This window comes from Larkinella fluvii, from assembly GCF_051857545.1.
In the GTDB taxonomy this organism is placed as follows: Bacteria; Bacteroidota; Bacteroidia; order Cytophagales; family Spirosomataceae; genus Larkinella.
The window spans coordinates 1-25807 of record NZ_JBPZHB010000010.1 but is presented as its reverse complement, the minus strand read 5'-3'; the positions used below and the strand labels follow the sequence as shown (position 1 = coordinate 25807).

Below are 25807 nucleotides of genomic sequence, written 5' to 3'. Positions count from 1 at the left end.
CTCATGTCTGCCCCAACCAACGCCGTCGAACGCACGTATAACGCGCGGCCCGATACCCTGGATTTTCGCGACAAAATCTATGTTCCCAATCTGTATGAAGTGCCGATCAAGATCACGCTCAACGACTACCAGGCGTGGGAAGTTCCCATTCTCGACCAGGGTCAGGAAGGCGCCTGTACGGGGTTTGGGCTGGCTACGGTTGCCAATTATCTGCTGCGCCGTCGGAAGGTAGTTGCCGATCCCAATCCGGTCAGTGCGCGGATGCTCTACGAAATGGCCCGGCGCTACGATGAGTGGCCCGGCGAAGAATACAGCGGATCGAGTGCGCGGGGTGCCATGAAAGGCTGGCACAAACACGGAATTTGTGCCGACGAACACTGGCCGTATCAGGCCGCGGCCCAAAACGAGCGATTGACGGACCAGCGAACGTCCGATGCCCTGAACCGCCCACTAGGAGCCTATTACCGGGTGAATCACAAAGATCTGGTGTCGATGCACACGGCAATGGCCGAAGTCGGCATTCTGTATGCAACGGCCACCGTTCACGAGGGCTGGGAAAAGGTTGGTGCGGACGGCTTGATTTCCTTTCCGGAGAAAGTCCTGGGTGGTCACGCCTTCGCGATTGTCGCCTACGATCAGAACGGTTTTTGGATTCAGAATTCGTGGGGACCGGATTGGGGAAAGGGCGGTTTTGCCCAGATTTCGTACGACGACTGGCTCACCCACGGCACCGATGTCTGGGTTGCGCGTTTGGGTGCGCCCGTGATGCTTTACAAACCCCAATCCATCGCCATCAGCAATTCGGCCTCTTCCGGCAAATCGAATGCCTACGCCTTCGCCGACCTGCGTCCGCACATCATCAGCATTGGCAACGACGGCAAACTGAACGAAGGCGGCAGCTTCGGAACCTCTGCCGACGAAGTGAGAACGATTTTTCAGGACGATTTTCTTCGGGTAACGCAGAACTGGAAAAAGAAACGGTTACTCCTATACGCACATGGCGGTTTGGTCGGGGAAGAATCTGCCGTGCAGCGTCTGGCCGACTACCGGGCCTCGTTAATGGATGCTGAAGTATATCCGGTTTCGTTCATCTGGCATACCGATTTCTGGACAACGGCCACCAATATTTTGCAGGATGCCCTCAAACGCCGTCGGCCTGAAGGCATTTTGGACGCCAGCAAGGATTTCATGCTGGACCGGCTCGACGACGCCCTGGAACCGGTGGCGCGGATGCTGATGGGAAAAATGCAGTGGGACGAAATGAAGGAAAACGCCTTTCTGGCCACGACGAAGTCGAACGGCGGTGCGCGAATTGCTCTCCAGGAAATTGCCAAACTAGCGAAACAGACAGATCTGGAAATTCATATTGTCGGACACAGTGCCGGTAGTATTTTTCACGCCCCGTTTATTCAGGCACTTACAAACGAATTTGGTTTGAAGATCGAATCCTGCACCCTCTGGGCACCGGCCTGCACGGTCAAACTGTTCAAGGAAGCCTACGTACCCGCTCTGAAAGCCAAAAAAATTAACCGGTTTGCGCTCTATACGCTAACCGACCAGGCCGAACAGGATGACCACTGTGCCCGGATCTACAACAAATCGCTGCTGTATCTGGTCTCGAACGCGTTCGAAACCCAGGGGCGAATCCCGTTTTTCCGCGAAGGGGAACCCATCCTCGGCATGGCAAAATTCATCACGAAAGCCTTGGACAAAACCGATAAAAAATACTTTGATCAGAGCCTATCCGATCTCTTTAAAGCCAAAAATGTCGACTGGGTTCAGTCCCCCAACAACGAATCGAAAGACCCGAAGAAGCGGTCGACCTCGCTCCACCACGGCGATTTCGACGATGACCGGCCCACGGTTGAATCGACCCTGGTCCGGATGCTCGACAGCGCAAAACCGGAGGTAAAAACGGAACTGGTTTTCACCCGTTCGGCGTCTTCCAACCGGGAGAAGCGGGAGCAGTTGATGCATTGATCGATCGGCTTTTGCTGAAGACGGGTGATGGAAATTATAAATGTAAAATGTTGAATTCTAAATGTAAAAGTACACTGATGTTGACCACTTTTACATTTAGAATTCAACATTTTACATTTATAATTAACGATTACCTACCGTAATCACCACATTCCCAACTTTTTGACCGGTTTCTACATACCGATACGCGTCCACTATTTGCTCCAGGGAATAACGCCGGTCGATCACTGGTTTGTATTGACCCGTTTCGACCAGTTTTTTCAAATAAAGCACATCGGCCTGACTGATGGTTGGAATGGGAAACAACACTTTTTTGCTACCCACAAATGGCGTTACCAGGGCAAGGAAAGGATTTTGAGACATAGATCCAAGTTCGGTCGACATGTAAACGCCACCTGTTTTGAGCAGCGGTTTGCACTTCCCAAACGAACTTTTACCGACCGCATCAAACACAACATCAAATAGTTGGCTGATTTTGGTAAAGTCCTCTTTCGTGTAATCAATGACCACATCAGCCCCCAAGGATTTCACAAGCGCAACGTTTTTTGTATCACAAACCGCCGTAACGGATGCCCCCAGCACTTTGACCAGTTGGACCGCGGCCGAGCCGATCGCACCGGTTGCGCCATTGATCAGAACGGCTTGACCCTTCCGGATTTTGGCGGCCCGGATATCGCAGAGCGCGTAATGTCCGCCTTCGGTGATTGGGGCAGCCTCTTCGTAGGTCAGCGTTGGCGGCATGGGCGCAACAGCGTCATTCTCGGCCATCACCATGTACTCGGCGTGGGCGCCAAACTGGCTGTCATTGTACCCAAAAACCCGGTCGCCCGGTTTAAATGCCGTGACGGCCTTGCCAACTTCGGTGACTTCCCCGGCAAATTCATTTCCTAAAATGGGTTGTTTGGGGCGGAACAACCCGCTAAAAAACCGAACAATGAAGTATTCGGCACTCCGAAACCCGCAATCAGTGCGGTTTACGGTGGTCGCATGAACTTTGATCAGGACCTCATTCTCCTTCGGAACGGGTCTGGCAACTTCTTTGATTTGAACGATTTCGGGAGGACCATAAGCCGTGTAAACGCCGGCCCGCATCGTGGTTTTGTCCATTAAAAATTGTTTCGCAGGATTCATTTTGGATCATTAGTGCGCTAAGTATCAGTTGTTACCAGTCACGAATGAAATGAATTTCCTACTACGCCATCCCGCCAATTGTACGGTCGGTCGCCCAACGTTACGGTCGGCACCGGGCGGTTTTATCCGAACCAGGTATAGCTCATTTAAAAACCGTCTTTTCCTGCAAATTCTTTTCCGCTTCTGCCCGCTGAAACCAAACCGGGCGCATTTTCTTTTGAGAGAGCAGCGGCAACTGATCGGTGCGGTGTTTGGAGCCGGGTTGGGAGGCATTGCCGTAACTGGTGAGCACCATCGCTTTCAACGGTTTGGAAAACTCGATGGCCGCCACGTATGTATCGCCGTGCGCGGGTGTAAACGTGCCGTCGGCACCGGGAGTGCCCAGCGTCATGGTCCGGAAAACGCCCATCGGACCGGGGCCTCCGTTGCCGGGCAAATCAACGTCGCCGATCCGAAACCGTAGCACCTCGCCCCAGGGGATGTCCAGCCGACCGTATTTCTGTTTCACCTCTTTGGCCGCAGTCAGCAGGGCATTCACAGCCGCCTGAGGATCAGCCAGTCCGCTGGGCGTATTCACCGGATCATTGTGATCCCAGGGTTTGGCAAATCGGCTGGAAGCGGTTCCCAGACCCGTTAAACCGGGGGCCCACAACCGCACAAACCGGTCGAACAGAAACGCACCTTTGCTGTCGGTTTCGGTCTGATGATCCCAGGCCGCCAGCACCTCAACCGCGTCCTTCGCTTCGGGGCTTCCCTCGTTTTTCGCAGCCACCAGCAGGTCATCGACAATCCGGTCGGCCAGTTCCATACGGGTCGACAGTTTTTTGGCAATAAACTCATCCAGCGTAATTTTGTCATTCTCCATCAGCATCTTGATCGAGCGTTGCGTCCGCATCGACATGTTGGGCACCGGAGCCATGTAAGGCGGAAAGTCGGCGGCTTTGTTCACCATCGGCCAGGTTGCGGTCCAGGGAGGTTCGTTCGTGTTCTGGAGCCAGCCCGTCGGGGGATTGAGCACTTTCGGCAGGTCTTTGTATGGGTGCGTTTTGGTCCAGAGGGTTGCCGACGTATCGCCCCGGACCAGGCCCGACCAGTAGTTCCAGTCACCCTGCGACCGCACCGGCACCTGCCCGTTGAAGAGGTTGAAGATATTCCCCGAGTTGTCGGCAAACATCAGCGTATACATCGGAAGCTGCAAACGGCTGACAGCGTCCTGAAATTCGGTGACACTCTTAGCGCGGGCCATGTCCCAATATTGCTCGAACATCGCCGGCTGATCGAGTCCGACCACGCGCATGGCGATGATTTTTCCACCTTTCTCGCTCACGACCGGTCCATGCACCGAATGCCGGATCACCATTTTTTCCTCCTTCAAACTTCCATCAGTCTGCCTGATTTTCAGGGTATGTTCCCGGCTGGTAAAGCGTTTCACCCTGCCATCGAATGCATAGCCGCCTTCGACCGGTTTTAGTTCGTAGAAGTCCTGTCCGTCATGGGTGTTGACAGTCTGGGCATACCCGGCATTTTCGTTGAAAGCCATCGTCAGCATCGGGAAGCCCATGCGGGCAATGCCATAGGCGTTGATGTTCGGTGAAACCAGTTGGGCTTCAAAATAGAGGTAATAATCGGCCCAGGGCAGGTGCGGGTTCGTCAACAAAAGCGTGTTTCCGCTGGCGGATTTTTGGGGTGCTACGGCCCACGCATTCGAGCCATTGTCGGCCCCTTTCGCACTCAAAGCGACATTCAGCCGGGACAGGGGAGCCACAAAAACGAAATGCGTAATCCGCTGCATGTGCGCCAGCAGGTCAACAGCGGTGATGGGTAAAGCGGCCTTGGCTGCGGGATCGATCTGATCGGGATGCTGGGTACAATAGTCGTTCACGCCTTTGGCAAACGCTTGAAGTTTTGTACGAAAAGCCGGTTTTTGCGCTTTCAGCCACCCTTCCGCCCGTTCGTAAACGCCATTGGTGATCACCCAGCGGTCGGCTTCGGCGTATTTTTCACCCCAGTATTCAGCCCCTTTTCCGCGGGCCTGACCGTACAGATGAAGCAGTAAATCCCCGTGATTCCGGGTCTGCGCCCAGCCGTACGCATAGAAAAGGCTCTCGTCGTTTTTGGCATAAATATGCGGAACACCCCAGGTATCCCACAGAATTTCGGCTTGTTTATGCGCTGTACGGGATTGGCTTTGGGCCGTAAAAAAGGCCATCAACCCCCACCAGAGCAATGTCATTCTTTTCATAAAAACACGGAAAAGGAATCTGTATCGGAACAATCTGAAACCCTTCTGAGCAGGAATAAGACTATACCAATATTTTACATTTGCCGTATTTTTCCTAATTAAATTTCAAAAAATACATAGTAATCCGATTATTATTTTGAAATAAGAAGAACTTACCGGAAAAACAACATTTCATCAAAAAACCGCTATATCGAGGCTGTCATTGAATATCCACATGCTTTCGCGCAAAGCGAACAGCCAGATAAAGATACAGGATTTGAGCGCCCGTCTCCAGCAGACCCTCCACCCGGTTTTGCCGGTAGACACCGGTTTGAAGGTCCCGCACCCAGTCTATGACCGAGGTACAATAGCCTGCAAAACACAGGAGACTCGTTAGTATCAGGACAATAAACCAGAGGGTGTTGCGCATGACTGTTCAGGTCGTTTGTAATTCCAGTTCCTTACCGGACAGGCGGTTTTTAGCAATCGGGTATCAGTTTCCAGTCGGATACCAGCCGAAAAACCGTTTTCTTCAGTTCTTCGATGGTCGACGGTTTGATCAGATACGCACTGGCCCCCAGATCGCGGGCGCGTTGCCGGTCCGACTCCTGAACGGAGGTGGTGAGCATCACAATCGGGGTGGTCTGATACATTTTCTTGCTGCGCAACACCTTGAGTGTTTCAAAACCATCCAGTCGGGGCATGTTGATATCCAGGATGATCAACGCGGGATTTGCTCCTGAATCAAGCAAAAGACGGAGCAAATCCAGCCCGTCGATGGCAAATGTTGGTGCGGAGTCAAAACCCAGTTCCTGAAAAGCGAATTGCAATAGAAAACGATCATCTTCATCGTCGTCAGCGATAAAAACACAACCGGTAAGTGAATTTTTCAAATGATTTACGCTATTGAAATACCTAATTGATTAAAATCCATCTGACTGAGATACCGATCCAACCGGTCAGTTCGCGAAAAGGAACAGATACAAGTCAGTTTTCCGCTCAAATTATCGTAGCACATTTCCACGTAGAACGCATTGAAACTGTATAGATACCGGGTTCGGCAACAGTCTACACTACGGGCCAGAAGCACCCCCCAAAGCTCGATGGCTCCCTGACGAATCAGGAGCGGCTGACGATCGTATTCTTCACGCGAAATATACATTGCCGTAGCAGTCATGAACCCGAATCTGGGGGGTAGTGGATGTCCCTGTTTTACGATGGAGTGAACCGGATGTCAGTCGGAAAGGGCGTGAAACGGGAGCTGACGGATTTTCCAGTCGGGAAAACCTTCTTCCAGTCGACTGGCAGCAAACCCTTGGTTTTGAAGCAATTCCACTGCTTCATCCGCATACACACAGAAGGGCCCCCGGCAGTAGACCACCACCTCCCGACCCAAAGGCAAACCCGCGATCCGTTCCAGAAGCTGATCGATCGGAATCGACAGGGCGCGTGGAATGTGGCCCGCCCGAAATTCTTTTTCCGGTCTTACATCCAGAATCACCACATTGTCCTGCTCTATTTTCAGCAGCAGTTCATCGATCGTAACCGCCTTGAACGCGTGTTTCTGTGACCGAAAATCGTTCAGCGTGCGTTCAATTTCCGCCAGTCGCTCCATGCCCAGTTCGCGCAGCGATTGCCAGACGGCAACAACATTGGCATCGGCCAGGTAGTAGTGTGCATAATGCCCTTCTTTCCGAACATGAACCAGATTGACGCCTTTGAGAATTTGCAAATGCTGGGACGCATTGGCGGTACTAAGGCTCAGTTGGGCTGCAATTTCCTCGACGGTTCGACTGCTTTGGGCCAAAAGATCGATTATCTGCAGGCGGAACGGATGGGCCAATGCTTTCGCCAGCCCGGCCAGTTCGCCGAACACCTTTGCTTTAAACTCCTTTTTTTCCATTCACCTGTGCAAATAAGTAGTAGTAAGATAAAAAATGCTCAATTAATCAATGAATCCATTGAATAGGTTTCCCCATTCTCTTATCCAATGGCCGCTCTAGACTACCGGAAGACGCTATACTTGCAAACTGATGTCTTATTCTTCTTCGCTGTTGTTCAGTTTGGATAACAGGCTGTAGGCTCCATTGACGACGACGGGTGTTTGTTGCGGATCGACGCCCGGCGGCAACGTAATCGCAATGTACCCGTTTTCCCGAACTCCGGTTTTCACCACGATCTGCCGGAACGCATACGAAACCGGATTTGTCTGTTTTTTCTCCAGCATATAAACAAAGGTTTGCCCCCCAAAGCTGACCACCGCCGACTCGGGCAAAGCAGGCAGGGGTTGTGTTTTGATATCGACCTCCGCCGTTACGTAGCCGCCCGGAATAAAACCGTCGGCATACGCGTCGGGGTGGGCCAAAACGGAAACCGTGCGGTCGGCCGAAAGCGATTTGCCAATCAGAAAAATGGTCCCCCGGTGGATCGGTTTCGAATCGCCCCCAACGCCGAAACGCACGGTTTGCCCGGTATGAATCCGGCTAAGGTCCTTCTCAAAAATACTCAACTGAACGTGCATGTGATCGATGTTGGTGATCTCGACGACCACATCGGCGGGATTCACAAACCGGCCGTTGTTGACCGGAACGCTGGTAACAAAACCGGACACCGGCGACGGAATTGCCACCAGTCGCGTCAACTGGCCGGGGCTGAGTTTGGCCGGATCGATCCGCAACAGAGCCAGCCGCTGCGCCATGCCCGCCAGTTGCGCCTGCAAACTCTGCCGGTTGGAACGGACCTGCTGAAACACCTTCAGGGCGTTGACGTTGTCGCGGCTTAACTCCTGCTGCCGGGCAAACTCCAGATCGGCATAATCCAGTTTGGCTTTGGTATCGAGATAATCCTGCTGAAACTGAATGTATTCCGGATTTTCGAGCACCACCAGTGTCTGGCCTTTCCGGACGCGCATGCCCGGTTCGAGCTTGATTTGCCGGATGTAGCCGCCGAACGGAATGGAAACAGACACCACTTGCTGCGCCGGTACGTCGAGCATTCCATTCACTTTCAGGGTGGTGCTCAGAGGTCGCAAAACGGGCTGCCCCAGTTGAATGGCGGCCACATCGTACTGCGCCTGCGTCAGCGAAACCTGAACCGGCGCCGACTGGGTCGAATCCCCCGCGACTTCGGTGAACGACGACGTCAGCGGTTGTTCATCCTGAGCCGTATCGTCTTCACGCCCACCCGAGCCGCAACCCGACACGCCGAGCAGCCCAACCAGTAACACCAGTACAAGATACTGACTTTTAATCCATTGAATTCCGTATACTTTACCTATTGTTTGCATGATCAGTGATGGCCGAGCAGATATTGGATGGAAAGAACCGATTGATTGTATTGATGAAGCAGGTCGAGGTAACTGGAACGGATGGTCAACGCCTGCTGCAAGGCGAGCGAAAACTCCACGTAGCCAATATCACCCCCACTAAAGGCCCGCCGGGCGTTGGACTGGATGTACGCAGCCTGGGGCAGTCCACTTTCTTCGTAATAGGCCAGGGCCGTCCGGTACTGGTCAAATTGCTGCACCGCCTGCTTCACCTGCTGATCGAGGAAAAACCGCTGGTTCTGCCAGTCGGTTTGGGCAATTTGTTCACCCATGCGGGCGGCATTGATCCGCGCTTTCTGCGCCTGCCCCAGCAACGGAAACGAAACGCCGATTTGCCCGCCGTAGAACCGGTGTCCGGCCCCGAAATACAATTCCTGCCCGTTGATGAGTTGATTTCCAATGAGCGTCTGGCTGAACAACCCTACCGAAAACTCCGGTTTGAGACGTGCCTGCTCGACCTGCCGGTTTTGCCCCTCCCACTGAATCTGCTCCTGAAGCTGGCGCAACAACGGATTGCGCGATGCCGTCAAGCTGTCCACCACCACCGTCAGCGTCAGTTTGGGCAATGGTTCGGGGCTGATGTCCACCGGCTGTGGGCTGTAGAGCAGGGTTTGCAGCCGGGTACGACTGGCCATCAGACTGGCTTCGTTCTGGGCGAGCCGTACCCGCTGGTCGGCCCGCTGGCTTTCGGCGGTGGCTTTTTCCAGGCTGCCCGTCTCCCCGGTTTTGAACCGGAGGTTGGCCGCTTTCACAAATTCCGCCAAAACCGTGTCCTGTTCCTGAAACAGGCGGTTTTTCTGGTACAGGTAATTGATCTCGTAATAAACCGACCGGACCTGATACTGAACTTCGTGACGCGTGACCACCACGCCCGCTTCCTGCACCCGGACGGTCTGGTCATTTTGTTCGGCCAGTCGTCGCATCAGCGTTGGATTGGGGATGGAATGTGTTACCGTCAGGTTGTTGTCAAAACGCCGGGTGTTGTACTGACCGAGCATCGCCGTGGCCGAAAACCGACCGGCATCGTAGGCCGTTCGCCGGAGTGCCTGTTGCTGGCTGACCGTCAAACCCGCGATCTGAATCTGTGCATTGCGGGTTCCGGCCTGCTGCAACGCCTGATCGAGCGTCAGCGTTGGTCTGGAAACGTTGGCCTGGCTTGCCGGTTGCGCCCAGCCGACGGACGCCATCAGAAACAGGATTCCGACGGTGGCCGTCACAACGGTTTTCGGTCCACCCGGTTTTTTAGCCGCTTCTTTGGCTACGGCTTTTTTCTCCGACAGGGAATACAGTATCGGTAAGATGATCAGGGTCAACAGTGTAGCCGTCAGCAATCCCCCGATGACCACGGTCGCCAGCGGTTTTTGCACTTCGGCCCCGGCCGAATTGGAAATTGCCATCGGAATAAAACCGAACGAAGCCACCAGCGCCGTCATGATCACCGGCCGCAGCCGAACCTCCGCCCCCAACCGGATAATTTCGGTCAGGTCGGTCAGCCCTTCCTCGTGACGAAGCCGGTTGAACTCGGCAATCAACACAATGCCGTTCAAAACCGCCACACCAAATAGCGCGATGAACCCGACCCCTGCCGAAATACTGAACGGCATTCCGCGCAGCAACAGGGCAAACACGCCCCCAATGGCCGCCATCGGAATGGCCATAAAAATCAGCAGACTTTGGCGAATGGAGCCGAACGTGAAAAACAGCAGGGCGAAAATCAGCGCCAGCGCAATCGGAACGGCAATGGCCAGCCGCTGTTTGGCATCGACCAGGTTCTGAAACTGACCGCCGTAGGTGATGGAATAACCGGGTGGAAATTTAATTTGAGTGCCGACTTTCTGTTGCAATTCCGTAACGATGCTTTCCACATCACGCCCCCGAACGTTGAATCCCAGTGTGATGCGCCGGTGCGTATTATCCCGCTGGATCTGGTTGGGAGCCTGTTCAATGGTGACCTGCGCAATCTGGCTCAGCGGTAGTTGCTGGCCGGAACCGGATGGGCCCTTTGGCGTGGTTACATACACATTGCGCACATCGTCGACACTCTGCCGCTTGTCGGCCGCCAGCCGAACCACGAGGTCGAATCGTTTTTCACCTTCGAACACCAACCCCGCTGACTGTCCGGCAAAAGCCGTGTTGATCACCCGGTTGACATCGGATACGTTCAGGCCATATTTGGCAAGCTGCGACCGGTCGAGTTTGATCAGGATCTGGGACAAACCGCCCACCTGCTCCACGTAAAGGTCTTTGGCCCCGTCGATGCTTCCGATCAGGGTGCCGACCTGACCGGCCAGTTTGGTCAACTGGTCCAGATCTTCGCCGTAAATTTTGAGGGCCACATCCTGGCGCGCGCCGGTCATGAGTTCGTTAAACCGCATCTGCACCGGCTGTTGAAAGCCAAATGTAACGCCCGGAACCACCGAGAGGGCTTCGGCCATTTTGCCGGCCAGTTCGTCGCGGGTGGTGGCCGACGTCCACTGATCGCGCGGTTTCAGAATCACCATCAAATCGGAAGCCTCAATCGGCATCGGGTCGGTTGGAATCTCGCCGGAGCCGACTTTGGCCACCACCTGCTCGACTTCCGGAAACTGTTTGAGCAAAATCCGTTCGGCCTTCAGGGTTGCGTCCACGGTTTCGGAAAGCGAACTTCCCGTCAAGGTCCGCGTATCGACGGCGAAGTCGCCTTCATCGAGTTGCGGAATGAACTCCCCGCCCATCCGGTTGAATAGAAAAACCGCAACGGCCAGCAGGGCAACGGCACCGACCAGAATCATGAGCCGGTGTTTCAGGGCCGACAGCAGAACGGGTTCGTAAAACCGCTGAATCCTTTTCATGATCTTGTCTGAGAACGTTTCTTTGTGGACGATTTTCTTGTTCAGCATCAGGGCCGAAATCATCGGCACGTAGGTCAGCGACAGAATGAAAGCCCCCAGAATGGCAAACGCAACGGTCAGAGCCATGGGACGAAACATCTTCCCTTCAATGCCCGACAGGGCCAGAATCGGCAGGTAAACAATCAAAATAATGATTTCACCAAAAGCCGCCGACGACCGGATCCGGGCCGCCGACTGGAAAACTTCGTCATCCATTTCGGCCTGGGTCAGCGTTTTGTTTTTATTTCGGCTGGTAATGTGGTGCAGCGTCGCTTCGACGATGATGACGGCACCGTCCACAATCAACCCAAAGTCGATGGCCCCAAGGCTCATCAGGTTGCCCGATACGCCGAAGAGGTTCATCATCGCAATGGCAAACAGCAACGCCAGCGGGATAACGGAAGCCACAACAAACCCCGCGCGGAAGTTGCCGAGCATCAGCACCAGCACAAAAATGACGATGGTTGCCCCTTCCAGCAGGTTGCGCTCGACGGTTCCGATGGCGCTGTTGACCATTTTGGTCCGGTCCAGAAACGGCACGATCTGCACCCCTTCGGGCAGCGTTTTCTGAATTTCGGCAATCTTTTCCTTCACCCGTTTGATGACCGCCGATGAATTTTCGCCTTTGATCATCATCACGACTGCCCCCACGGTTTCGCCTTCGCCGTTGCGGGTGACGGCTCCGTAGCGCACCGCCGAACCGATGTTGACCTGCGCCACATCGCGAATCCGAACGGGCAACGACTGATCGTTCAGCCTGACGACGATGTCCGCAATATCGTTGGTCGAACGAATCAGGCCGTCGGAGCGAATGAAATAGGCGTTGGGCTTTTTGTCGATATACGCCCCGCCCGTGTTCTGGTTATTCTGCTCCAGCGCATTGAAAATATCGGTGATCGTGACGCCCATGCTCCGCAGCCGGTCGGGATCGACCTCGATTTCGTATTGTTTCAGCAGGCCCCCAAAACCGCTGATGTCGGCCACGCCGGGGGTGCCTAGCAACCCGCGCCGGATGGTCCAGTCCTGAATGGTGCGCAGGTCGGTGAGAGAGTATTTGGTTTCGTAGCCTTTTTTGGCCAAAACCGTGTACTGGAAAATTTCGCCCAAACCCGTGGTGACGGGCGCCATGACGGGCGTTCCAACGCCGGGCGGAATCTCTCCCACCACAGTTTGCAAGCGTTCGGCAATCTGCTGACGAGCCCAGTAAACGTCTGTTGCGTCGGTGAATACGACGGTTACAATCGACAGCCCGAAGCGCGAAAACGACCGCAATTCGGTAATGCCCGGAATATTCGACAGGCTGACTTCAATCGGAAACGTCACGAGCCGCTCGATGTCTTCGGCCGCCAGCGACGGACTGCTGGTGATCACCTGCACCTGGTTGTTCGTAATGTCCGGCACCGCATCGATGGGCAGTTGGGTCACCGACCAGGCACCCCACCCCACCAACGCCAGCACGAACAGGCCAACAATGAGTTTGTTGTGAATAGAAAAATGAATAATGGCATTCAGCATAATGCGCGCTAAAAGAAGGGATTGACTGAAAAATCAGGAAGAGAAAACGGCCGGATTACGGAAAAGTAGAAAACGATCCGCAACCATTCATCACCCGTTATGCGGGTAGAACGACAGCATACGCGGCAGAAAAAACAGGCCCCGTTTCAGGTGGACACACGTCGGCCAGGGGCGGCTGGAAACTAGCGTCGGGGGGGATTGATGAGTGCAAAAACCGCGAGAAAAGAATACAAATCGGCCTTGCGAAAGAAATCGGCTTTGGAAACAACCAGCACCTGACAGAACGCGGGTGCCGACAGCCAGACAGTGTTGGGGGTAAAAACCGGTGCGGAATGACCGACCGAAGGTAAATTCTGGTGACTGTGGTTGGGGTGTTTCTGGTGTTCCGAATCGGCCCCGTAATGCATTTTGATGAAGTCGATGAAACCCAGCCGGGCGTCCGTGGCCCGGTGTTGCTGGAAATGTTGCACCAGATCGCCCCAGTGGGCGGTCTGGTCGATGCTGAAGCCGGGGAGCAAACTCCCGCCCAACATCCAGCACGCTAACAACAGGGCGACAAAAGGTTTCATGATTTAACGGATCCTAACCGGGAAACAAACCTGCCGGGCGAAAGTTTCCCTGAATGAATCCTTTGCCTCAATTTGGAAGTAATCTAATACCAGCCTGCGTTCCAGGACGTTTTTCACCAGTTTCCATAAAAAAAGCCGCGCCGGTTGGACGGGCGTGGCTTTCGGGAAATAAACAGTGTGGATATGAGGAAGATTCAGATCAGGCGGCTGCCTGCGACAAAAACCGTTGTTCCAGCAATTGCGGATGTTCGTAGCGGTTTCCCAGCACCCGCAACTGGCGGGCGTGCAGGGCGCTGAGTGAAAACGCCGGAAACTCGCCCGTTCCCAGGGGCTGAAACAGCGCGTAGCCGCAACGATGATTCGACCAGCCAATCTCGAAAATCCGCCCGTCCCACTCCACCAGATCGCTTTCATATAGCAAAATACCCTGCCGATCCGACTGACCAATGGTGCGCATCAGCCGCCAGGAAAAGCTGGTGGGCTGCGGCAATTCGTCAACCACCGACACCTGGCTCACCAGGGCAATGGCTTCCTGTAGCCAGATGGATAAATAAGGCTCCGGGGTCATGGGCAGCCCGGCCAGGTAGAGCATTTTCTGGCCGTCCCAAATGCGGGATTGGATTGGTTGCATCGTCCTTTCTATATTTTAGTTATACGATAATGACTAACAAATATATGCCATAAAAGCGACATTTCGAAGTCAAAAGTTACTTATTTATATCATTTCGCATACATTTAGTAAACGGCACAACCATTTTTCGCCATAAGCATCCGTAGAACCCAACAAAACTATACTATAACTAAAAAAGCTTATCCTGACTTGGCTGGATACAATTTTATCGACGGGTTACTGACAACCGCGACGGTCGGGAAGAAAATTGCCGAAGGCACAACCTCTGCGAGCAAGAAAGGCTGTACCTTCGGCAATGTCCATTTAATTAGGCCTTTCGCTGGCCTGGTCGGTTTTTAAATCTGAGAAAAAGCGGTCGGGATCAGGAAGGTTCGGGTGATGTTCGAAACGATTCGGGCGTTGGCATATTCGGGCATGGCGCTGATTTTTTTCCATTCCGGATCGCTGCCGAACTTCTTCCAGTTCTGGTCGTGTTCTTCCATGTTGTCGAACGTCAGCAGGTACGTCAAATTCGGGCGCATGGGGCCAATCAGCGTTTCGCCAAAGAAAACCGGGGTGAGTCCGACGCGCTTGAAAATGGCAATTTCACCGCCTTCATTGAACATCTCGATTTTCTTCTTTCCGGCGGTTTCGTTGTGGCTTTCGTAGCGACGCAGCTCAAAAATCCGCGTTTTTTTCTCCGGAGCTTCCAGTTTGGGCATGTAAGCAAACGATTTCAGCAACGAGCTTTCAATGCGTTCATAAGCCGGGTCGGTAGCCTGGGCCGTCAGATAATCGGCACCCGCCTGTTGGTAAGCCGCATCGCCGGCCAGCTTTTCGGGCAACTTGAAATACTCATCCAGAGAATTAAACGGGATCACTGTCACCAGTTTCGTAAATCCCTGCGGGAGGTATTCCGTAAAAACGCCAATGTTTTTGCTCCCTAACCGATTGAGGGCCGGGATGGCAGCATTCTGAAAATAGCTTTCCACCATTTTCTGCTGTTTGCCGTTTTTTAGGGTATAAATCCGCAGCTCATAAAATTCAGAACCGGCGTTTTGATGGGGCGTTACCACTTCACTCAACGGATTCAGGAAACTGACGGCGGAGGTGGTAACAAGAGATGTTTTAACAAAATTACGTCTTTTCATAGCGGTTTTTAATACGCGGACTTACGCACGGTTTTACTGTTACGGAAAGCACGGTCGCCGTCTATTCTACCTCATCCGCTTCTTTTTTCACCGGCCCCCACCCGCTTCTTCGGGTTTGTTTCGGCCGTCAGAAAGTACAGGCCGGGTGCCCGCTTCCGGCCGGGCAACAAATACTGCTATTTTTTCCACCGATCCTTATACATTCTTTTAACCGCTCCCTCAAAACTTAGCGGCCCTTTTTGATAATTACGACTACCTTGTTGTCGGTTAATGCGTTACACGCAGGCTCTCCTCAACCGTACCCATCTACAACCGTCGATCTGCTTGGTCCACTCACATCAGGTGGCCACCCGGGTGATTTCCTTTGTATTCTACCTGTTTTTCTGACGACTATCCTCTATCCACAAATCTGTTATGCTATGACCAAACGACGACCTGACGAACCGGACAACAAAGCAGCCGAACGTCTAAAACAGTTTAGAGAAGCCCGTGGTATTCCGGAAAATTTCCCGGAAGAAGAAACTGAATCCCCCGAGAAGAAACCGAAAAAACCAACCAAAACGACTCAGTCAGATGAAGGGACCGAAGGATAACCTCTTGAACCATTCCGACCAGGCCGCTTCGGCGGTTCGGGGACGGGCCACGCTTCCCAAGCCACCCACCAGTAAAGTGCTGCAACGATTGCTGTACTTTTCGGAAGAGCGCGGTCTGCCAATCACGGAAGCGGTGGCCGACGAGAAACCGAAGGCAAACCGTCGCCGTTCGGCCACCGCAGCCCTCTCGGTCGAAGGCCCCCCGGAAGTGGTTTCGAGCTATGCCCAGGCGCTGGTCGATGCCGCCCTGGCGCTGCAACCCGCTGTTATCGAACCGGCGGAAACCGACAACGATGAGTCAGAACCGACGGCTGCCATCACGACCCTTTCCGGCCCGTCGCTCTCACCACCTACCGGTTTCGGTCCTCAATGGCGGTTTTTGGGTCCCACGATGATGTCCAACGGGCAGACTTACGGGGAGAGCCGGGTGGTCGTTTCGGGCCGAATTTCGGCAGTGGCCGTCGACCCCTCCAATGCCAATCATATTTTGTGTGGCGCAGCAAGCGGAGGCATTTGGGAAAGCTTCAACCGGGGAACTTCCTGGAGTCCGCGCACGGATTATGCCGCTACGCTGACGGTTGGCGCACTGGCCTTCAATCCTTCGGCTCCGGCCACGGTCTACTGCGGCACGGGCGAAGGAAATTTTTACGCCTGGCTGGGTGCCGGTTTGCTGCGCTCGACCAACGGTGGCAGCACCTGGACGATGCACGCAACGGCGCCTTTCGTGGGGCAGGGTTTTTATGATTTGCTGGTCGATCCCGCCAACGGCAACCATTTGCTGGCCGCCACCACCCACGGCATTTATGAATCCACCGACGGCGGAACGGCCTGGACCCTGCGCCGGTCGGGACGCTGCTGGGACCTGGCGGCCCATCCTTCCGGCGGTGCCACGGCGGAGGTGCTGGCAGGTTGTCAGAGTGGGCTCTTCCGCTCCACAAACGGCGGTCAGACCTGGACGGCTGTTGCCTTACCGGGTGGCCCGGCGGCCTATGACCGGCTGGCGGTGTCCATTTCCCGCACGAATCCGGCCGTTGCCTATGCCTTTGGTGCAGCCGGGGCTACGATGTACCTCTACCGAAGGGCCAGTACCGGAACCTGGTCGCGCATTACCGGGGGACCGGCGGGACTGTCGACCGGGCAGGCGTGGTATGACTGGTTTCTGGCCGTAGCTCCCGATACAGATGCAGAGATTTACCTGGGGGCCATTGAAGCCTATCGCGGGAACCTTTCGGGGAGCACCTGGACCTGGGTGACGATTTCGAACAAAACCGGTGACGACATCCACCCCGACCAGCACGCCATCACATTTGATCCCACCAATGCCAACATCGTTTATGTGGGGAACGACGGCGGTTTGTTTGTGTCGCCCAACCGGGGCACAAGCTGGACGTCGCTCAACAACGGTTTAGGCATTACGGAAATCGAATACATGGCCCAGGATTACGGGTCGTCCCGCTGGCTGATAGCCGGAACGCAGGACAACGGCAGCATCCGCTACACGGGCAATCCGGCCTGGGATCACATTGCCGACGGCGACGGGGGCGACTGCGGGGTACACCGCACCGACCCGAATGTGGTGTTTCATTCCTACTACAGCATGGGCATGGAGCGCTCCACCACCCGGGGGAATTTCGGATCGTTTGGCTGGATCGGCCCTAACGTTCCCGATGGCTACAATGCCCTGTTTTATCCGCCGATGGAAGCTACCAACGACACGGTGGCCCAGGCGGGTCAGAGTGTGTACATTTCCCGAAACCGGGGGACCAACTGGACCGAAGTGGCCCTGCCCGCGGGTCAGGTAGCATCGGCGATGTACATTCCCAATGCCGACACGGTTTTTGTCGGAACGACAACGGGACAGGTTTACCGCATCAGTTGGTCCGGCATGGCCTGGTCGTCGGCGACGGCTCTGGCGACGCCCCGCGCCAGTGCTTATGTCAGTGATTTACACGTCAATCCGACTAATCTGAACCGCATCTGGGCAACGTCCACCTCGCTGAGTGGCGACCGGGTGTTTCGGTCCGACAACGGCGGCAGCACCTGGGTCAACTGCACAGCGGGTTTACCCAATCTGCCCATCACGGCGGTAGAAGTGGATCCCGGCAATGCCAACCGGGTGTGGGTTGCGGCCGACGTGGGCGTCTACCAATCCCTGAATGCCGGGGCCTCCTGGAGCGCCTTTGCCAATGGCCTGCCGAATGCGCTGGCGGTCGATCTGCTCTATCATCCACACGCCCGCGTGTTGCGGGTGGGGATGCGCAACCGGGGCGTTTGGGAAATTCCGGTCGATGGCTGGCTGGCGGCCCCCATTTGCGGGGTGCAATGGAACGGCAGTCTGGCCCCGAACCAGACCCACCGCTGGTTTACGCATAGCTGGCCGGCGACCTGGCACATCATCTGGACCATTATGCCCACCTCGCCCCTGCCCGGCGCCCCGCAGGTGAGCTGGAAAGTGCAGGTGGAACGGGCCTCCGCCGAATTTGTCACCTACTGGATCAGCGTTACCAACCACACCGGTTCTCCCGTCAGTTTTGAAGGCCGGTATGCCATATTAAGTTTCTACTAATCAACCCTTTATTATTCATACCGATGCGAACAGGAACACAATTTACCGGCACACTGGCCCCCAATCAGACCCACCGCTGGTTTACGCATAGCTGGCCGGTTGGCTGGCATGTCACCTGGTATATGATGCCCACCTCGCCCCGTTCGGGGGCACCCCAGATCGACTGGGACATTTTCGTGGAGCGGGCCAATGCGACGCACTGCACCTACTGGATTACGGTGAAAAACCTGACCAACACGCCCGTCACCTTTGAGGGTCGCTACGCTGTTTTGAACTAAATTAACCGCCTATTCCCATGCGAATTACGATCGAAATCGATACCAAAGACCTGCCCAATGTGAGCGTAACGCCCGAGGTGGAAGTTCAACAAGTAGAGGTCAATGCATCCCGTTCGTCGGCTACCGACGCGGGTGCCGCCCCCGACACCGGGGTTGGAATGGAAGAGTCGCCAGCACCAGTCCCGCCAACGAAAGATTCGGCCCAACCGGCGGCTGATATGACCTCGGCGGGGGGCGCGCCCTCCTTCACAACTGATGTCCCATCCTAATCCACTGACCACAAACCCATGTACACATTGATCCGTTCGTTGCCGTGGTTCAGAATCGCGACCGAACAACTCCCGGCTTTGGTGGTGTCGATGCTAACGGCTGAGGTATTTTACAAATTCCACAGTTTTGTGCTCGAATGCCTCGCGTTTTTACTGACGTGGTTCATCACCGACGGTTTAATCCAGTTCGGGCGCAAGCTGTTTCGGGCTAAGAAGTAGTTTTTTCGCCCAATGGGAAAGAATACTAAATGAAAAATGATGAATGCTGAATGTAAAAGTAGCGTCTAAGTCAGCACTTTTACATTCAGCATTCATCATTTTTCATTTAGCATTCCCTTGATAATTCTAAACCGGTTCACGGTTTGATAACGGGGTTCAGGATGAGTTTGCCCCGTAGTCGCCCTTCAATGTAGGGCGGTTGCCGGAAACCCCGTTTTTCAAGACCCTGATCGATCCGGTCGATCAGTTCAAAAATATCGAGGTTCGGTTCTTCAATACTTTTCACCAGTTCGCTGGTAAACAGACCGTTCTTCTCGTTGCCATCGCTGGCGGTTTTTCCCGGTTCTGTGGCATACACGATCAAGGTTCCGACCGGCGGATTGATGGTGGTATAAACCGGTTGTCCGGTACCCCGTGTCCAGGAACGATAGGGATTGTTGCGACAGGCATCCCAAAAAACCAGGTTGGAACCGTTCGGATTGGCGGTTTTCATTCGGGCCACCACGCGTTCCAGCGAGTAGCAAACGTACCGGGCATCCACCTCCGTCGATGGATCGGCGTCGGTGGGTTGAATAAAGTTCTGGTTATCCGCCATAATGCCATGTCCCGCGTAGTAGAATAAGCCCACATTGTTGCTGTCTAATTCCGAATAAAATTTTTCGAGCGCCTGATCGGTTTCCCGCAGTTTCAGGTTTTCCACGAGGGTCACCGTAAATCCCAGCTTTTCAAACTGCTCCCTCACGCTGCGACCGTCGTTGACGGGATTTTTGAGCGGGTGTTTTTCATAATCGGAATTGGCAACGATCAACGCCACCCGCTTCTGTCCGATCACCGTATCTTTTTTAGCTTCGTAAACAACGTGCCGCACCGTGGATGTGGTGGTTCCGACCGAGTTGGTAGCCGTAATTTGGAGGACATTGTCACCCGCCTGCAGCAACACTTCCTGAGAAACCTGTTCACCGCAAACCAGCCGTTTCATGCCCCGTTGCTTACCAAACGCTTTCCCGTTTACGAGCACCTGATGCTCCTTCAACGCTTCAAACGACTGCACACAGGCCGAGACCGTGAAAGCGGGCTGCTTCACCTGCTGGTAATCGACGCCCGGCGATTGCCAGGTAATCACCGGCGGCAGATTTCGGGGCGCTTCTCCCTTCAGTTTCAAGGGTTGGCTTTTTGCGGAAATCACCGTGGGCGACTGGGCTCCGGCCAGGAAATGGACGGTTAAGCCGCCCAGAAGAAGTAGTATTTTTTTCATAAAGGTGTGGTTAAATAGTCCTACGAATGCCAATAAGGGGTGTATTGCCCTGAAAGCCCAGGGTAAGCTGATTGAATTTCCTGCGATTACGACTTCCCTTGATGGCGCTGTAGATGACATCCGAAACCAGAATAAGGGCTGCGGCACGGGTCGCAATCAGGTATTGATGGCGCAACTGGTTGGCTTTCGTAAAATACGGTTCCGCCTGGTTTTCATACGGTTGGGACTCATAAATGGCATACTGGTCCATCGCCTTGCTTCGCTGCATGAGCCCATACACGAGCAAGCCCCCGTAGGCAACCGTGATCAACGGACGGAATCCAATTTTTTTGTTCGGTTGAACCAGCACATTGCCGAGCCCCGGAACCAGAATCGAGAGCAGGGCATTGGCGGGGCCGCCCCCCAAATCTGGTGGTGCTAGCTTGACATTGACGACCACCTGGACTTCATCTTCCGCCAACAAACCATCCGCCTGAATATCCCAGTAAACCACTTTTCCCTTGCCGGAACCAACGCCTTTGCCAACCGCTCCGGTCACCGACCGGGCGATTAAAACCCGGTTATTTTGATTAACCGCCTGAATATAAACCGAATCACTTTTTACCAGATTTTCTACATCATACGTTATCTTTATCCTGGTTTCCTGCTGTTCGATTTTAACGTTGGTGACCGTAACTTGACGGGTCGACTGACTCATGGCGGGAGTCAGAAAGAAAACGCACAAAACGACCAGGGCGCAGAATATCTTTTCATAAAGAATCTTTTTCATAAAGCAAATAGAGATTGAACGTCAACAAGGGTTAAAGCCCGGTTATAAAATCGCAATTCATCCACACTCCCCTGAAATTTATTCGGAAAAGCCTGGCTCAGTAAACCAAGCCGAACATCACCACCCGGGCAATTATCGATGTTCGAAATCGGCAGATTTTCCCGACTGGCTACCAATTTTCCGTCAAGGTATAATTTCAATGAACGACCTTCATAAACACCCACGACATGGTGCCAGTTATTGAGCCATTGGGCGACGGTATAACTCGCATTTTCCCACCCGGCTCCCGAAACACAATTGCTGTTTTGTTTGACATCGACGTTCAGAACATGGTTGCTTGAATTGCCCGCCAGGGGACGAATGCTGATGCCATATTGCTCATCTCCACCCGTATAACGCGACTTTACCAGCAACTGCATTGGCTGACTGACCGTTCCCGTTGGTTTTACCCAGAAGCTGACCGTCATGGCGTTCGTAAACCGCAGGACGGGGTGATCCGGAATCTCAACAAAGTCATTGTCACCATCCAGAAAAACCGCACTGTTGGGTACCTCTTTCCGATCCGTAGTCGAGGGTGGTTGGTTCACCAGTTTCCCGTGATTCGTGCCTGCGAAATCGTTTGCATTTCCATTCAACGGATAATGCGCAACCAGTCCGCTCGTAATCGATGATGCCAGGGTATTGAACGTTAAAACCGCTCCGTATACCGTGCCGGCCGCGTTGATGGCAAACGCCCGGTAATAGTATAACGTATTGGCCTGAAGACCGGAAACGGCAAAATCAGCCTTATTTCCGGGTAATGAAGGCACAATCCCCTGCGTATCCGTATTGAATGTCTGATAACTACCCGTTTTGCCCGGGTCCGTGGAGGTAGAAGACACATACACCCCGTAGCGTGTTAAAACGGGCGTTCCCGGGTTGGTCAGCGACAGGGACAGGACAGCACTCGTACCCGTTATGGCCGTGGCTGCCAAGGTGTTGACGACCGGCTGGGACGTGGTTAAAAACGTCTTGACGACGCCATAGGAAGTACCGGCTTCATTCGTTGCGAAAGCCTGTACATAATAGAGGGTATTGGGCAGCAATTGAGAGGCCTGAAAAGTCTGATTATTACCAATTACCAGGCCCGTTTTTGAGGAAAGGACGGTGGAATTATTAATATCCGGAACACCCACTACATTCGAATAACACACGCCGTATTGCGAAATGGTAGCGTTTCCGGCATCATTTACTTTTACGCCCATTATCGCCGAATTACTGGAAACGCCCGAAGGATCGAGTGTCGTGACGGAAGCTAAAGAAGCATTGGTTATTTGGGCGGTCAGGGTTGCGTCGTACGTATCTCCGCAGGGATTTTTAAGCTCGGCATTGACGGTATAAGTACCTGCACCCGAGTAGGTAAAGGTCTGTTCCCGTTCGGATGAAGTGATGGGATTACCGGCACCGAAATTCCAGGAAACCGTGGTAAAATCGCCCTGAATATCGACGAGTTTATAAGTTACCCTCAATTTTTCAGCCGTAAAAGAAATCCGGGCCGAAGGCTTAGCGCAGGATTGAAATGATTTCCGCTCAAAATCCCATCCTTCACATCCGAAGAGAAAAAAACAGACTAAAGTAAAATACGCCGGTAGTCGTAAATTCATACCAAAGAATTAAGAAAAAATCCTTATATACTCCGCAATACTTTTTTTTATAAGTATTTATAGCGTATAAAATTACGACAACTTTAATGCAGTTGGGGAATATTTTCCGTATTTATTTTTAACGGATAAGTACGCCAGTTTTTGATTTAATAACAAGGGTGGTAAAGACCTGGAATATTGTTTTAAACAACCCGATTCCCTGTCATTCGACACGGCGTACGCCCGGTTTTATGACAAACGCAGTGCTTTTTTCAGGTCTTCTTTTTTAGCCCTCGAAATGGGAACTTCGGAACCATTGGTCAATACCAGGAAGTCGCCGAACTCTTTTTTCCAACTCTTGATAAACTGTTTATTCACCAGATGCGATTGATGGCAGCGCACAAAACCGTAGTTCTTCAACAAATCATCGTACCCGAAAATGGGTTTACACACCAGCAGGGCTTCCCCATCGAGCAGGTAAAACGTCGTATAATTGTTGGACGATTCGCAGCGGATAATTTCACTGATTTTTACAAACCGCGTCTCCTTGGCCGTCGCCAGCGCAATTCGCGGCTCTTCGGGCGGCTGACCGGCTTTCAGGAAGTGCATCAGGTTTTGCAGGAGTTGGTTCTGTTCTTTCAACTGCCGCTGTTGGCGGGCTCTTTCCACAGCCGACTGTAATTCGTCAATCGCAATCGGCTTCAACAGGTAATCCACCGCGGCAAACCGCAGGGCCTGGATGGCAAATTGATCATAGGCCGTGACGAAAATCACCGCAAAGTCGTAGGCAGACAGGCTGCGTAACCAGTCGAATCCGTTTTGTTGGGGCATCTGGATGTCCAGAAACACCAGATCGGGTTGGAGAACGTGCAGCCGGTTGGTAGCCGTTTCCGCGTTCAGGGCCGTGCCACAGACTTCCACCTGCGGGCAATACGCGGCCAGCAGGGCCTGTAGGTTCTCCAGATTCGGTTGCTCGTCGTCGATCAGCAGTGCTTTCATCAAAACCATGACCCAAAGGTAAGGGTTATCTGCGTTCCCGATGGGGTGGCTTTTTGAATGGATATGGTAATTTGCCAGTCGGAATGGAGTTTGTTCAAGCGCTCAATTCGGTCGCGGGTAAGGCTCAATCCCAGCCCGTTACCGGCTTTATCTTCCGTAAAACCGCTGCCATTATCGGAAATGGTTACAATCATGGCCTGGGCCGACCGGTTGAAACCCACAGTAATAATCCCCTTTGCCTGTCGGGAAGCGACACCGTGTTTGACTGCATTTTCGACCAAAGATTGGAGAAGCATTACCGGGATAGCCGTTTCAAACACATTGATCGCAGCATCGGCGCGGATGGAATACTGAAACCCAAACCGGAGTTGCTCCAGCTTCAAATAGGTGTCCAGCATCTGGATTTCTTCGTGTAGGGAAAGTTCGTCTTTGTGAGCATGATGGAGCAACTCCCGCAGCAGCCGGGCAAAATCGGACAGGTACCGGTTGGCCCCTTCAATGTCCTCTTTGTTGATGAGGCCCTGAATCGAGCTGAGGGCGTTGAAGACAAAATGCGGATTGAGCTGGGCGTGAATCGCCTTCAATTCGAGCTGCAAGCGGGTTTTGCCCGCCTGTTCCTGCCGGGTTTTCCGCCTTTGCCGGATGAACAACAGCAGGAACGAACCCGCGCCCAGAAAGACCGCCACAAACAGGCCCGCTACCAACCGAAACCGGTTTGTTTGATACCAGGCCGGTTCGATGGCAAAGCGGTATTCCGCAACATGCTGCGGCTGAGCCGAATACCGAATCCGGATCGTGTACGCTCCGGGCGGATGTTCCTTGAGCCAGACAAAACTGTTGTTGTACGCATTGTCTCGCCAGGGGGTGTAAACGCTGCCGTTTCGGATCAATTCGTACTGAATCTGATTTTTACTGAACTGACCCTTTTCGAGCGCAAAAATCAGGTTTTCGTTCGTGGATGGCACCGTAAAAACCGGGGAAAAACTGCCGGTGGATTGCCGGTCGGGCAGCCAGGGCGATTGCAGTTGCTGAAAAAATTCATCGATGGTTTCGGACGTATACACACTGGCAATCACCGGCTTGACCGACTCCCAGGCCACCAGCGAAGTCGTCACAATCTGGTTCTGTTCGGTGTTTCTGACATCCACGATCAGCATCTTCCCCAGCCGGGTTCTGTAACCGCCCAGGTAAGCCATCGCCGGCATCCCCGAATCGTGGATCACGGTTGAATCGGTAAACCGGTCGATGCCCTGCCAGGGAACCAGCACCCGGTTACCCGGATATTCCAGCACCCGAAACTGGTATTGCCGGGCCATTTGCGGCCCCACGCCGTGCAGAAAGAACTGCGCCCGCGCCGTATCGAACGTGGTGCGGGCCACAAAACCGCGGGGCCGTTCCCGTAGAAAAACCGGGTCTTTCTCCAACGTAAATACATGACGGCTCTTGTCCCGGATTTCCCAAAATGCGTTGTTTTCTTTTCGGATGGCCAGAATGAGCCCCACCGCTGCGGGATTTTTTCCGACCTCACTTGGAAAGCTTTGGGAGTAGTCGCCCCAGTTGATTTGCGCCTGGACTGAAGTCAGGGTCAGGCTCCCGGCGATGATGGCGAAGATGGTCTTTTTCATGTTGTCGAATTTGAGACTTCAAAAAAAGGATCTTTTTTAACCATCGTGTTGGGCAATGTGAATTCGGTCAGTCTTGGTGTGAATTCGAACCAGCGATCAGGCGACTCTGCGACTTTTGGATCAATACCAAAAGTTGTGGATCATCTTGGTTTAAGCATATAACTGAGTTAGTCTGTAAAGGAAAAATTCCACATTTCTTACCCCTCTGAACTGGGCCCGGAACGCTTTGATTTTGGCATT

General features: G+C 53.6%; 22 protein-coding genes. 6 read left to right on the top strand and 16 right to left on the bottom strand.

The window, feature by feature from the left end:
* The first annotated feature begins 3 nt into the window (after positions 1–3).
* Entirely contained in the window at positions 4–1980 is a 1977-nt protein-coding gene (locus ACS5NO_RS25490) for a C1 family peptidase (protein ID WP_439417744.1), read from the top strand.
* Between the two features lie 123 nt (positions 1981–2103).
* On the opposite strand, the gene ACS5NO_RS25485 is transcribed toward ACS5NO_RS25490, so the two are convergent.
* From ACS5NO_RS25485 to ACS5NO_RS25435, 11 genes are all read right to left on the bottom strand, one after another.
* The gene (locus tag ACS5NO_RS25485) at positions 2104–3111 is read right to left on the bottom strand and encodes an NAD(P)-dependent alcohol dehydrogenase (protein WP_439417743.1); all 1008 of its coding nucleotides are present in this window, start codon (positions 3109–3111) and stop codon (positions 2104–2106) included.
* Positions 3112–3253: 142 nt separating this feature from the next.
* Positions 3254–5353 carry an acylase gene (locus ACS5NO_RS25480; protein ID WP_439417742.1) on the bottom strand — a complete coding sequence of 700 codons (2100 nt, stop codon included), beginning with the start codon at positions 5351–5353 and terminating at the stop codon, positions 3254–3256.
* A gap of 199 nt (positions 5354–5552) precedes the next feature.
* Positions 5553–5762 (bottom strand): hypothetical protein, encoded by a 210-nt coding sequence (locus ACS5NO_RS25475; protein WP_439417741.1) that lies wholly within the window; start codon positions 5760–5762, stop codon positions 5553–5555.
* A 49-nt stretch (positions 5763–5811) separates the two neighbouring features.
* Positions 5812–6225, bottom strand: coding sequence for a response regulator (locus ACS5NO_RS25470; RefSeq protein WP_439417740.1), 414 nt, complete (start codon positions 6223–6225; stop codon positions 5812–5814).
* A 5-nt stretch (positions 6226–6230) separates the two neighbouring features.
* Positions 6231–6509: a hypothetical protein gene (locus ACS5NO_RS25465; RefSeq protein WP_439417739.1), complete on the bottom strand. Its 279-nt coding sequence runs from the start codon at positions 6507–6509 to the stop codon at positions 6231–6233.
* 57 nt (positions 6510–6566) lie between these two features.
* Entirely contained in the window at positions 6567–7235 is a 669-nt protein-coding gene (locus tag ACS5NO_RS25460; protein WP_439417738.1) for an ArsR/SmtB family transcription factor, read from the bottom strand.
* 135 nt (positions 7236–7370) lie between these two features.
* Entirely contained in the window at positions 7371–8618 is a 1248-nt protein-coding gene (locus tag ACS5NO_RS25455) for an efflux RND transporter periplasmic adaptor subunit (protein WP_439417737.1), read from the bottom strand.
* A 2-nt stretch (positions 8619–8620) separates the two neighbouring features.
* A complete protein-coding gene (locus ACS5NO_RS25450; RefSeq protein ID WP_439417736.1) occupies positions 8621–13042 on the bottom strand; it encodes a CusA/CzcA family heavy metal efflux RND transporter in 4422 nt (1473 codons plus the stop codon).
* A 182-nt stretch (positions 13043–13224) separates the two neighbouring features.
* A complete protein-coding gene (locus tag ACS5NO_RS25445) occupies positions 13225–13611 on the bottom strand; it encodes a hypothetical protein (RefSeq protein ID WP_439417735.1) in 387 nt (128 codons plus the stop codon).
* Positions 13612–13810: 199 nt separating this feature from the next.
* On the bottom strand, positions 13811–14242 hold the full coding sequence (locus tag ACS5NO_RS25440) for a YopX family protein (RefSeq protein ID WP_439417734.1): 432 nt from the start codon (positions 14240–14242) through the stop codon (positions 13811–13813).
* A gap of 335 nt (positions 14243–14577) precedes the next feature.
* Positions 14578–15372 (bottom strand): NIPSNAP family protein, encoded by a 795-nt coding sequence (locus tag ACS5NO_RS25435; protein WP_439417733.1) that lies wholly within the window; start codon positions 15370–15372, stop codon positions 14578–14580.
* A 419-nt stretch (positions 15373–15791) separates the two neighbouring features.
* Here ACS5NO_RS25435 and ACS5NO_RS25430 point away from each other — a divergent pair, with 419 nt between their 5' ends.
* From ACS5NO_RS25430 to ACS5NO_RS25410, 5 genes are read left to right on the top strand one after another with little or no spacing between them, the layout of a single operon-like run.
* Positions 15792–15965, top strand: a complete 174-nt coding sequence (locus ACS5NO_RS25430; RefSeq protein WP_439417732.1) for a hypothetical protein — start codon at positions 15792–15794, stop codon at positions 15963–15965.
* Positions 15946–18531: a WD40/YVTN/BNR-like repeat-containing protein gene (locus ACS5NO_RS25425; protein ID WP_439417731.1), complete on the top strand. Its 2586-nt coding sequence runs from the start codon at positions 15946–15948 to the stop codon at positions 18529–18531. The genes ACS5NO_RS25430 and ACS5NO_RS25425 overlap by 20 nt, the downstream gene beginning before the upstream one ends.
* Positions 18532–18554: 23 nt before the next feature.
* Complete coding sequence (locus tag ACS5NO_RS25420; protein ID WP_138991655.1) at positions 18555–18809, top strand: hypothetical protein; 255 nt, start codon at positions 18555–18557, stop codon at positions 18807–18809.
* Between the two features lie 17 nt (positions 18810–18826).
* Positions 18827–19078, top strand: a complete 252-nt coding sequence (locus tag ACS5NO_RS25415; protein ID WP_114408925.1) for a hypothetical protein — start codon at positions 18827–18829, stop codon at positions 19076–19078.
* 18 nt (positions 19079–19096) lie between these two features.
* The gene (locus ACS5NO_RS25410; RefSeq protein WP_439417730.1) at positions 19097–19297 is read left to right on the top strand and encodes a hypothetical protein; all 201 of its coding nucleotides are present in this window, start codon (positions 19097–19099) and stop codon (positions 19295–19297) included.
* A gap of 136 nt (positions 19298–19433) precedes the next feature.
* On the opposite strand, the gene ACS5NO_RS25405 is transcribed toward ACS5NO_RS25410, so the two are convergent.
* From ACS5NO_RS25405 to ACS5NO_RS25385, 5 genes are all read right to left on the bottom strand, one after another.
* On the bottom strand, positions 19434–20552 hold the full coding sequence (locus ACS5NO_RS25405) for a caspase family protein (protein ID WP_439417729.1): 1119 nt from the start codon (positions 20550–20552) through the stop codon (positions 19434–19436).
* A gap of 10 nt (positions 20553–20562) precedes the next feature.
* Positions 20563–21321 (bottom strand): hypothetical protein, encoded by a 759-nt coding sequence (locus ACS5NO_RS25400; RefSeq protein WP_439417728.1) that lies wholly within the window; start codon positions 21319–21321, stop codon positions 20563–20565.
* Complete coding sequence (locus tag ACS5NO_RS25395) at positions 21318–22829, bottom strand: LamG-like jellyroll fold domain-containing protein (protein ID WP_439417727.1); 1512 nt, start codon at positions 22827–22829, stop codon at positions 21318–21320. Before ACS5NO_RS25395 ends, ACS5NO_RS25400 begins: the two co-directional genes overlap by 4 nt.
* Before the next feature lie 363 nt (positions 22830–23192).
* Positions 23193–23951, bottom strand: coding sequence for a LytR/AlgR family response regulator transcription factor (locus ACS5NO_RS25390; protein WP_439417726.1), 759 nt, complete (start codon positions 23949–23951; stop codon positions 23193–23195).
* Complete coding sequence (locus ACS5NO_RS25385) at positions 23942–25567, bottom strand: sensor histidine kinase (protein WP_439417725.1); 1626 nt, start codon at positions 25565–25567, stop codon at positions 23942–23944. The genes ACS5NO_RS25390 and ACS5NO_RS25385 overlap by 10 nt, the downstream gene beginning before the upstream one ends.
* Between the last annotated feature and the right edge of the window lie 240 nt (positions 25568–25807).

Excerpts from the sequence above, each read along its gene's own strand:
- ACS5NO_RS25490 (WP_439417744.1), top strand. The coding sequence starts at position 4 with ATGTCTGCCCCAACCAACGCCGTCGAACGCACGTATAACGCGCGGCCC.
- ACS5NO_RS25485 (WP_439417743.1), bottom strand. The coding sequence starts at position 3,111 with ATGAATCCTGCGAAACAATTTTTAATGGACAAAACCACGATGCGGGCC.
- ACS5NO_RS25480 (WP_439417742.1), bottom strand. The coding sequence starts at position 5,353 with ATGAAAAGAATGACATTGCTCTGGTGGGGGTTGATGGCCTTTTTTACG.
- ACS5NO_RS25475 (WP_439417741.1), bottom strand. The coding sequence starts at position 5,762 with ATGCGCAACACCCTCTGGTTTATTGTCCTGATACTAACGAGTCTCCTG.
- ACS5NO_RS25465 (WP_439417739.1), bottom strand. The coding sequence starts at position 6,509 with ATGACTGCTACGGCAATGTATATTTCGCGTGAAGAATACGATCGTCAG.
- ACS5NO_RS25460 (WP_439417738.1), bottom strand. The coding sequence starts at position 7,235 with ATGGAAAAAAAGGAGTTTAAAGCAAAGGTGTTCGGCGAACTGGCCGGG.
- ACS5NO_RS25455 (WP_439417737.1), bottom strand. The coding sequence starts at position 8,618 with ATGCAAACAATAGGTAAAGTATACGGAATTCAATGGATTAAAAGTCAG.
- ACS5NO_RS25450 (WP_439417736.1), bottom strand. The coding sequence starts at position 13,042 with ATGCTGAATGCCATTATTCATTTTTCTATTCACAACAAACTCATTGTT.
- ACS5NO_RS25445 (WP_439417735.1), bottom strand. The coding sequence starts at position 13,611 with ATGAAACCTTTTGTCGCCCTGTTGTTAGCGTGCTGGATGTTGGGCGGG.
- ACS5NO_RS25440 (WP_439417734.1), bottom strand. The coding sequence starts at position 14,242 with ATGCAACCAATCCAATCCCGCATTTGGGACGGCCAGAAAATGCTCTAC.
- ACS5NO_RS25435 (WP_439417733.1), bottom strand. The coding sequence starts at position 15,372 with ATGAAAAGACGTAATTTTGTTAAAACATCTCTTGTTACCACCTCCGCC.
- ACS5NO_RS25430 (WP_439417732.1), top strand. The coding sequence starts at position 15,792 with ATGACCAAACGACGACCTGACGAACCGGACAACAAAGCAGCCGAACGT.
- ACS5NO_RS25425 (WP_439417731.1), top strand. The coding sequence starts at position 15,946 with ATGAAGGGACCGAAGGATAACCTCTTGAACCATTCCGACCAGGCCGCT.
- ACS5NO_RS25420 (WP_138991655.1), top strand. The coding sequence starts at position 18,555 with ATGCGAACAGGAACACAATTTACCGGCACACTGGCCCCCAATCAGACC.
- ACS5NO_RS25415 (WP_114408925.1), top strand. The coding sequence starts at position 18,827 with ATGCGAATTACGATCGAAATCGATACCAAAGACCTGCCCAATGTGAGC.
- ACS5NO_RS25410 (WP_439417730.1), top strand. The coding sequence starts at position 19,097 with ATGTACACATTGATCCGTTCGTTGCCGTGGTTCAGAATCGCGACCGAA.
- ACS5NO_RS25405 (WP_439417729.1), bottom strand. The coding sequence starts at position 20,552 with ATGAAAAAAATACTACTTCTTCTGGGCGGCTTAACCGTCCATTTCCTG.
- ACS5NO_RS25400 (WP_439417728.1), bottom strand. The coding sequence starts at position 21,321 with ATGAAAAAGATTCTTTATGAAAAGATATTCTGCGCCCTGGTCGTTTTG.
- ACS5NO_RS25390 (WP_439417726.1), bottom strand. The coding sequence starts at position 23,951 with ATGGTTTTGATGAAAGCACTGCTGATCGACGACGAGCAACCGAATCTG.
- ACS5NO_RS25385 (WP_439417725.1), bottom strand. The coding sequence starts at position 25,567 with ATGAAAAAGACCATCTTCGCCATCATCGCCGGGAGCCTGACCCTGACT.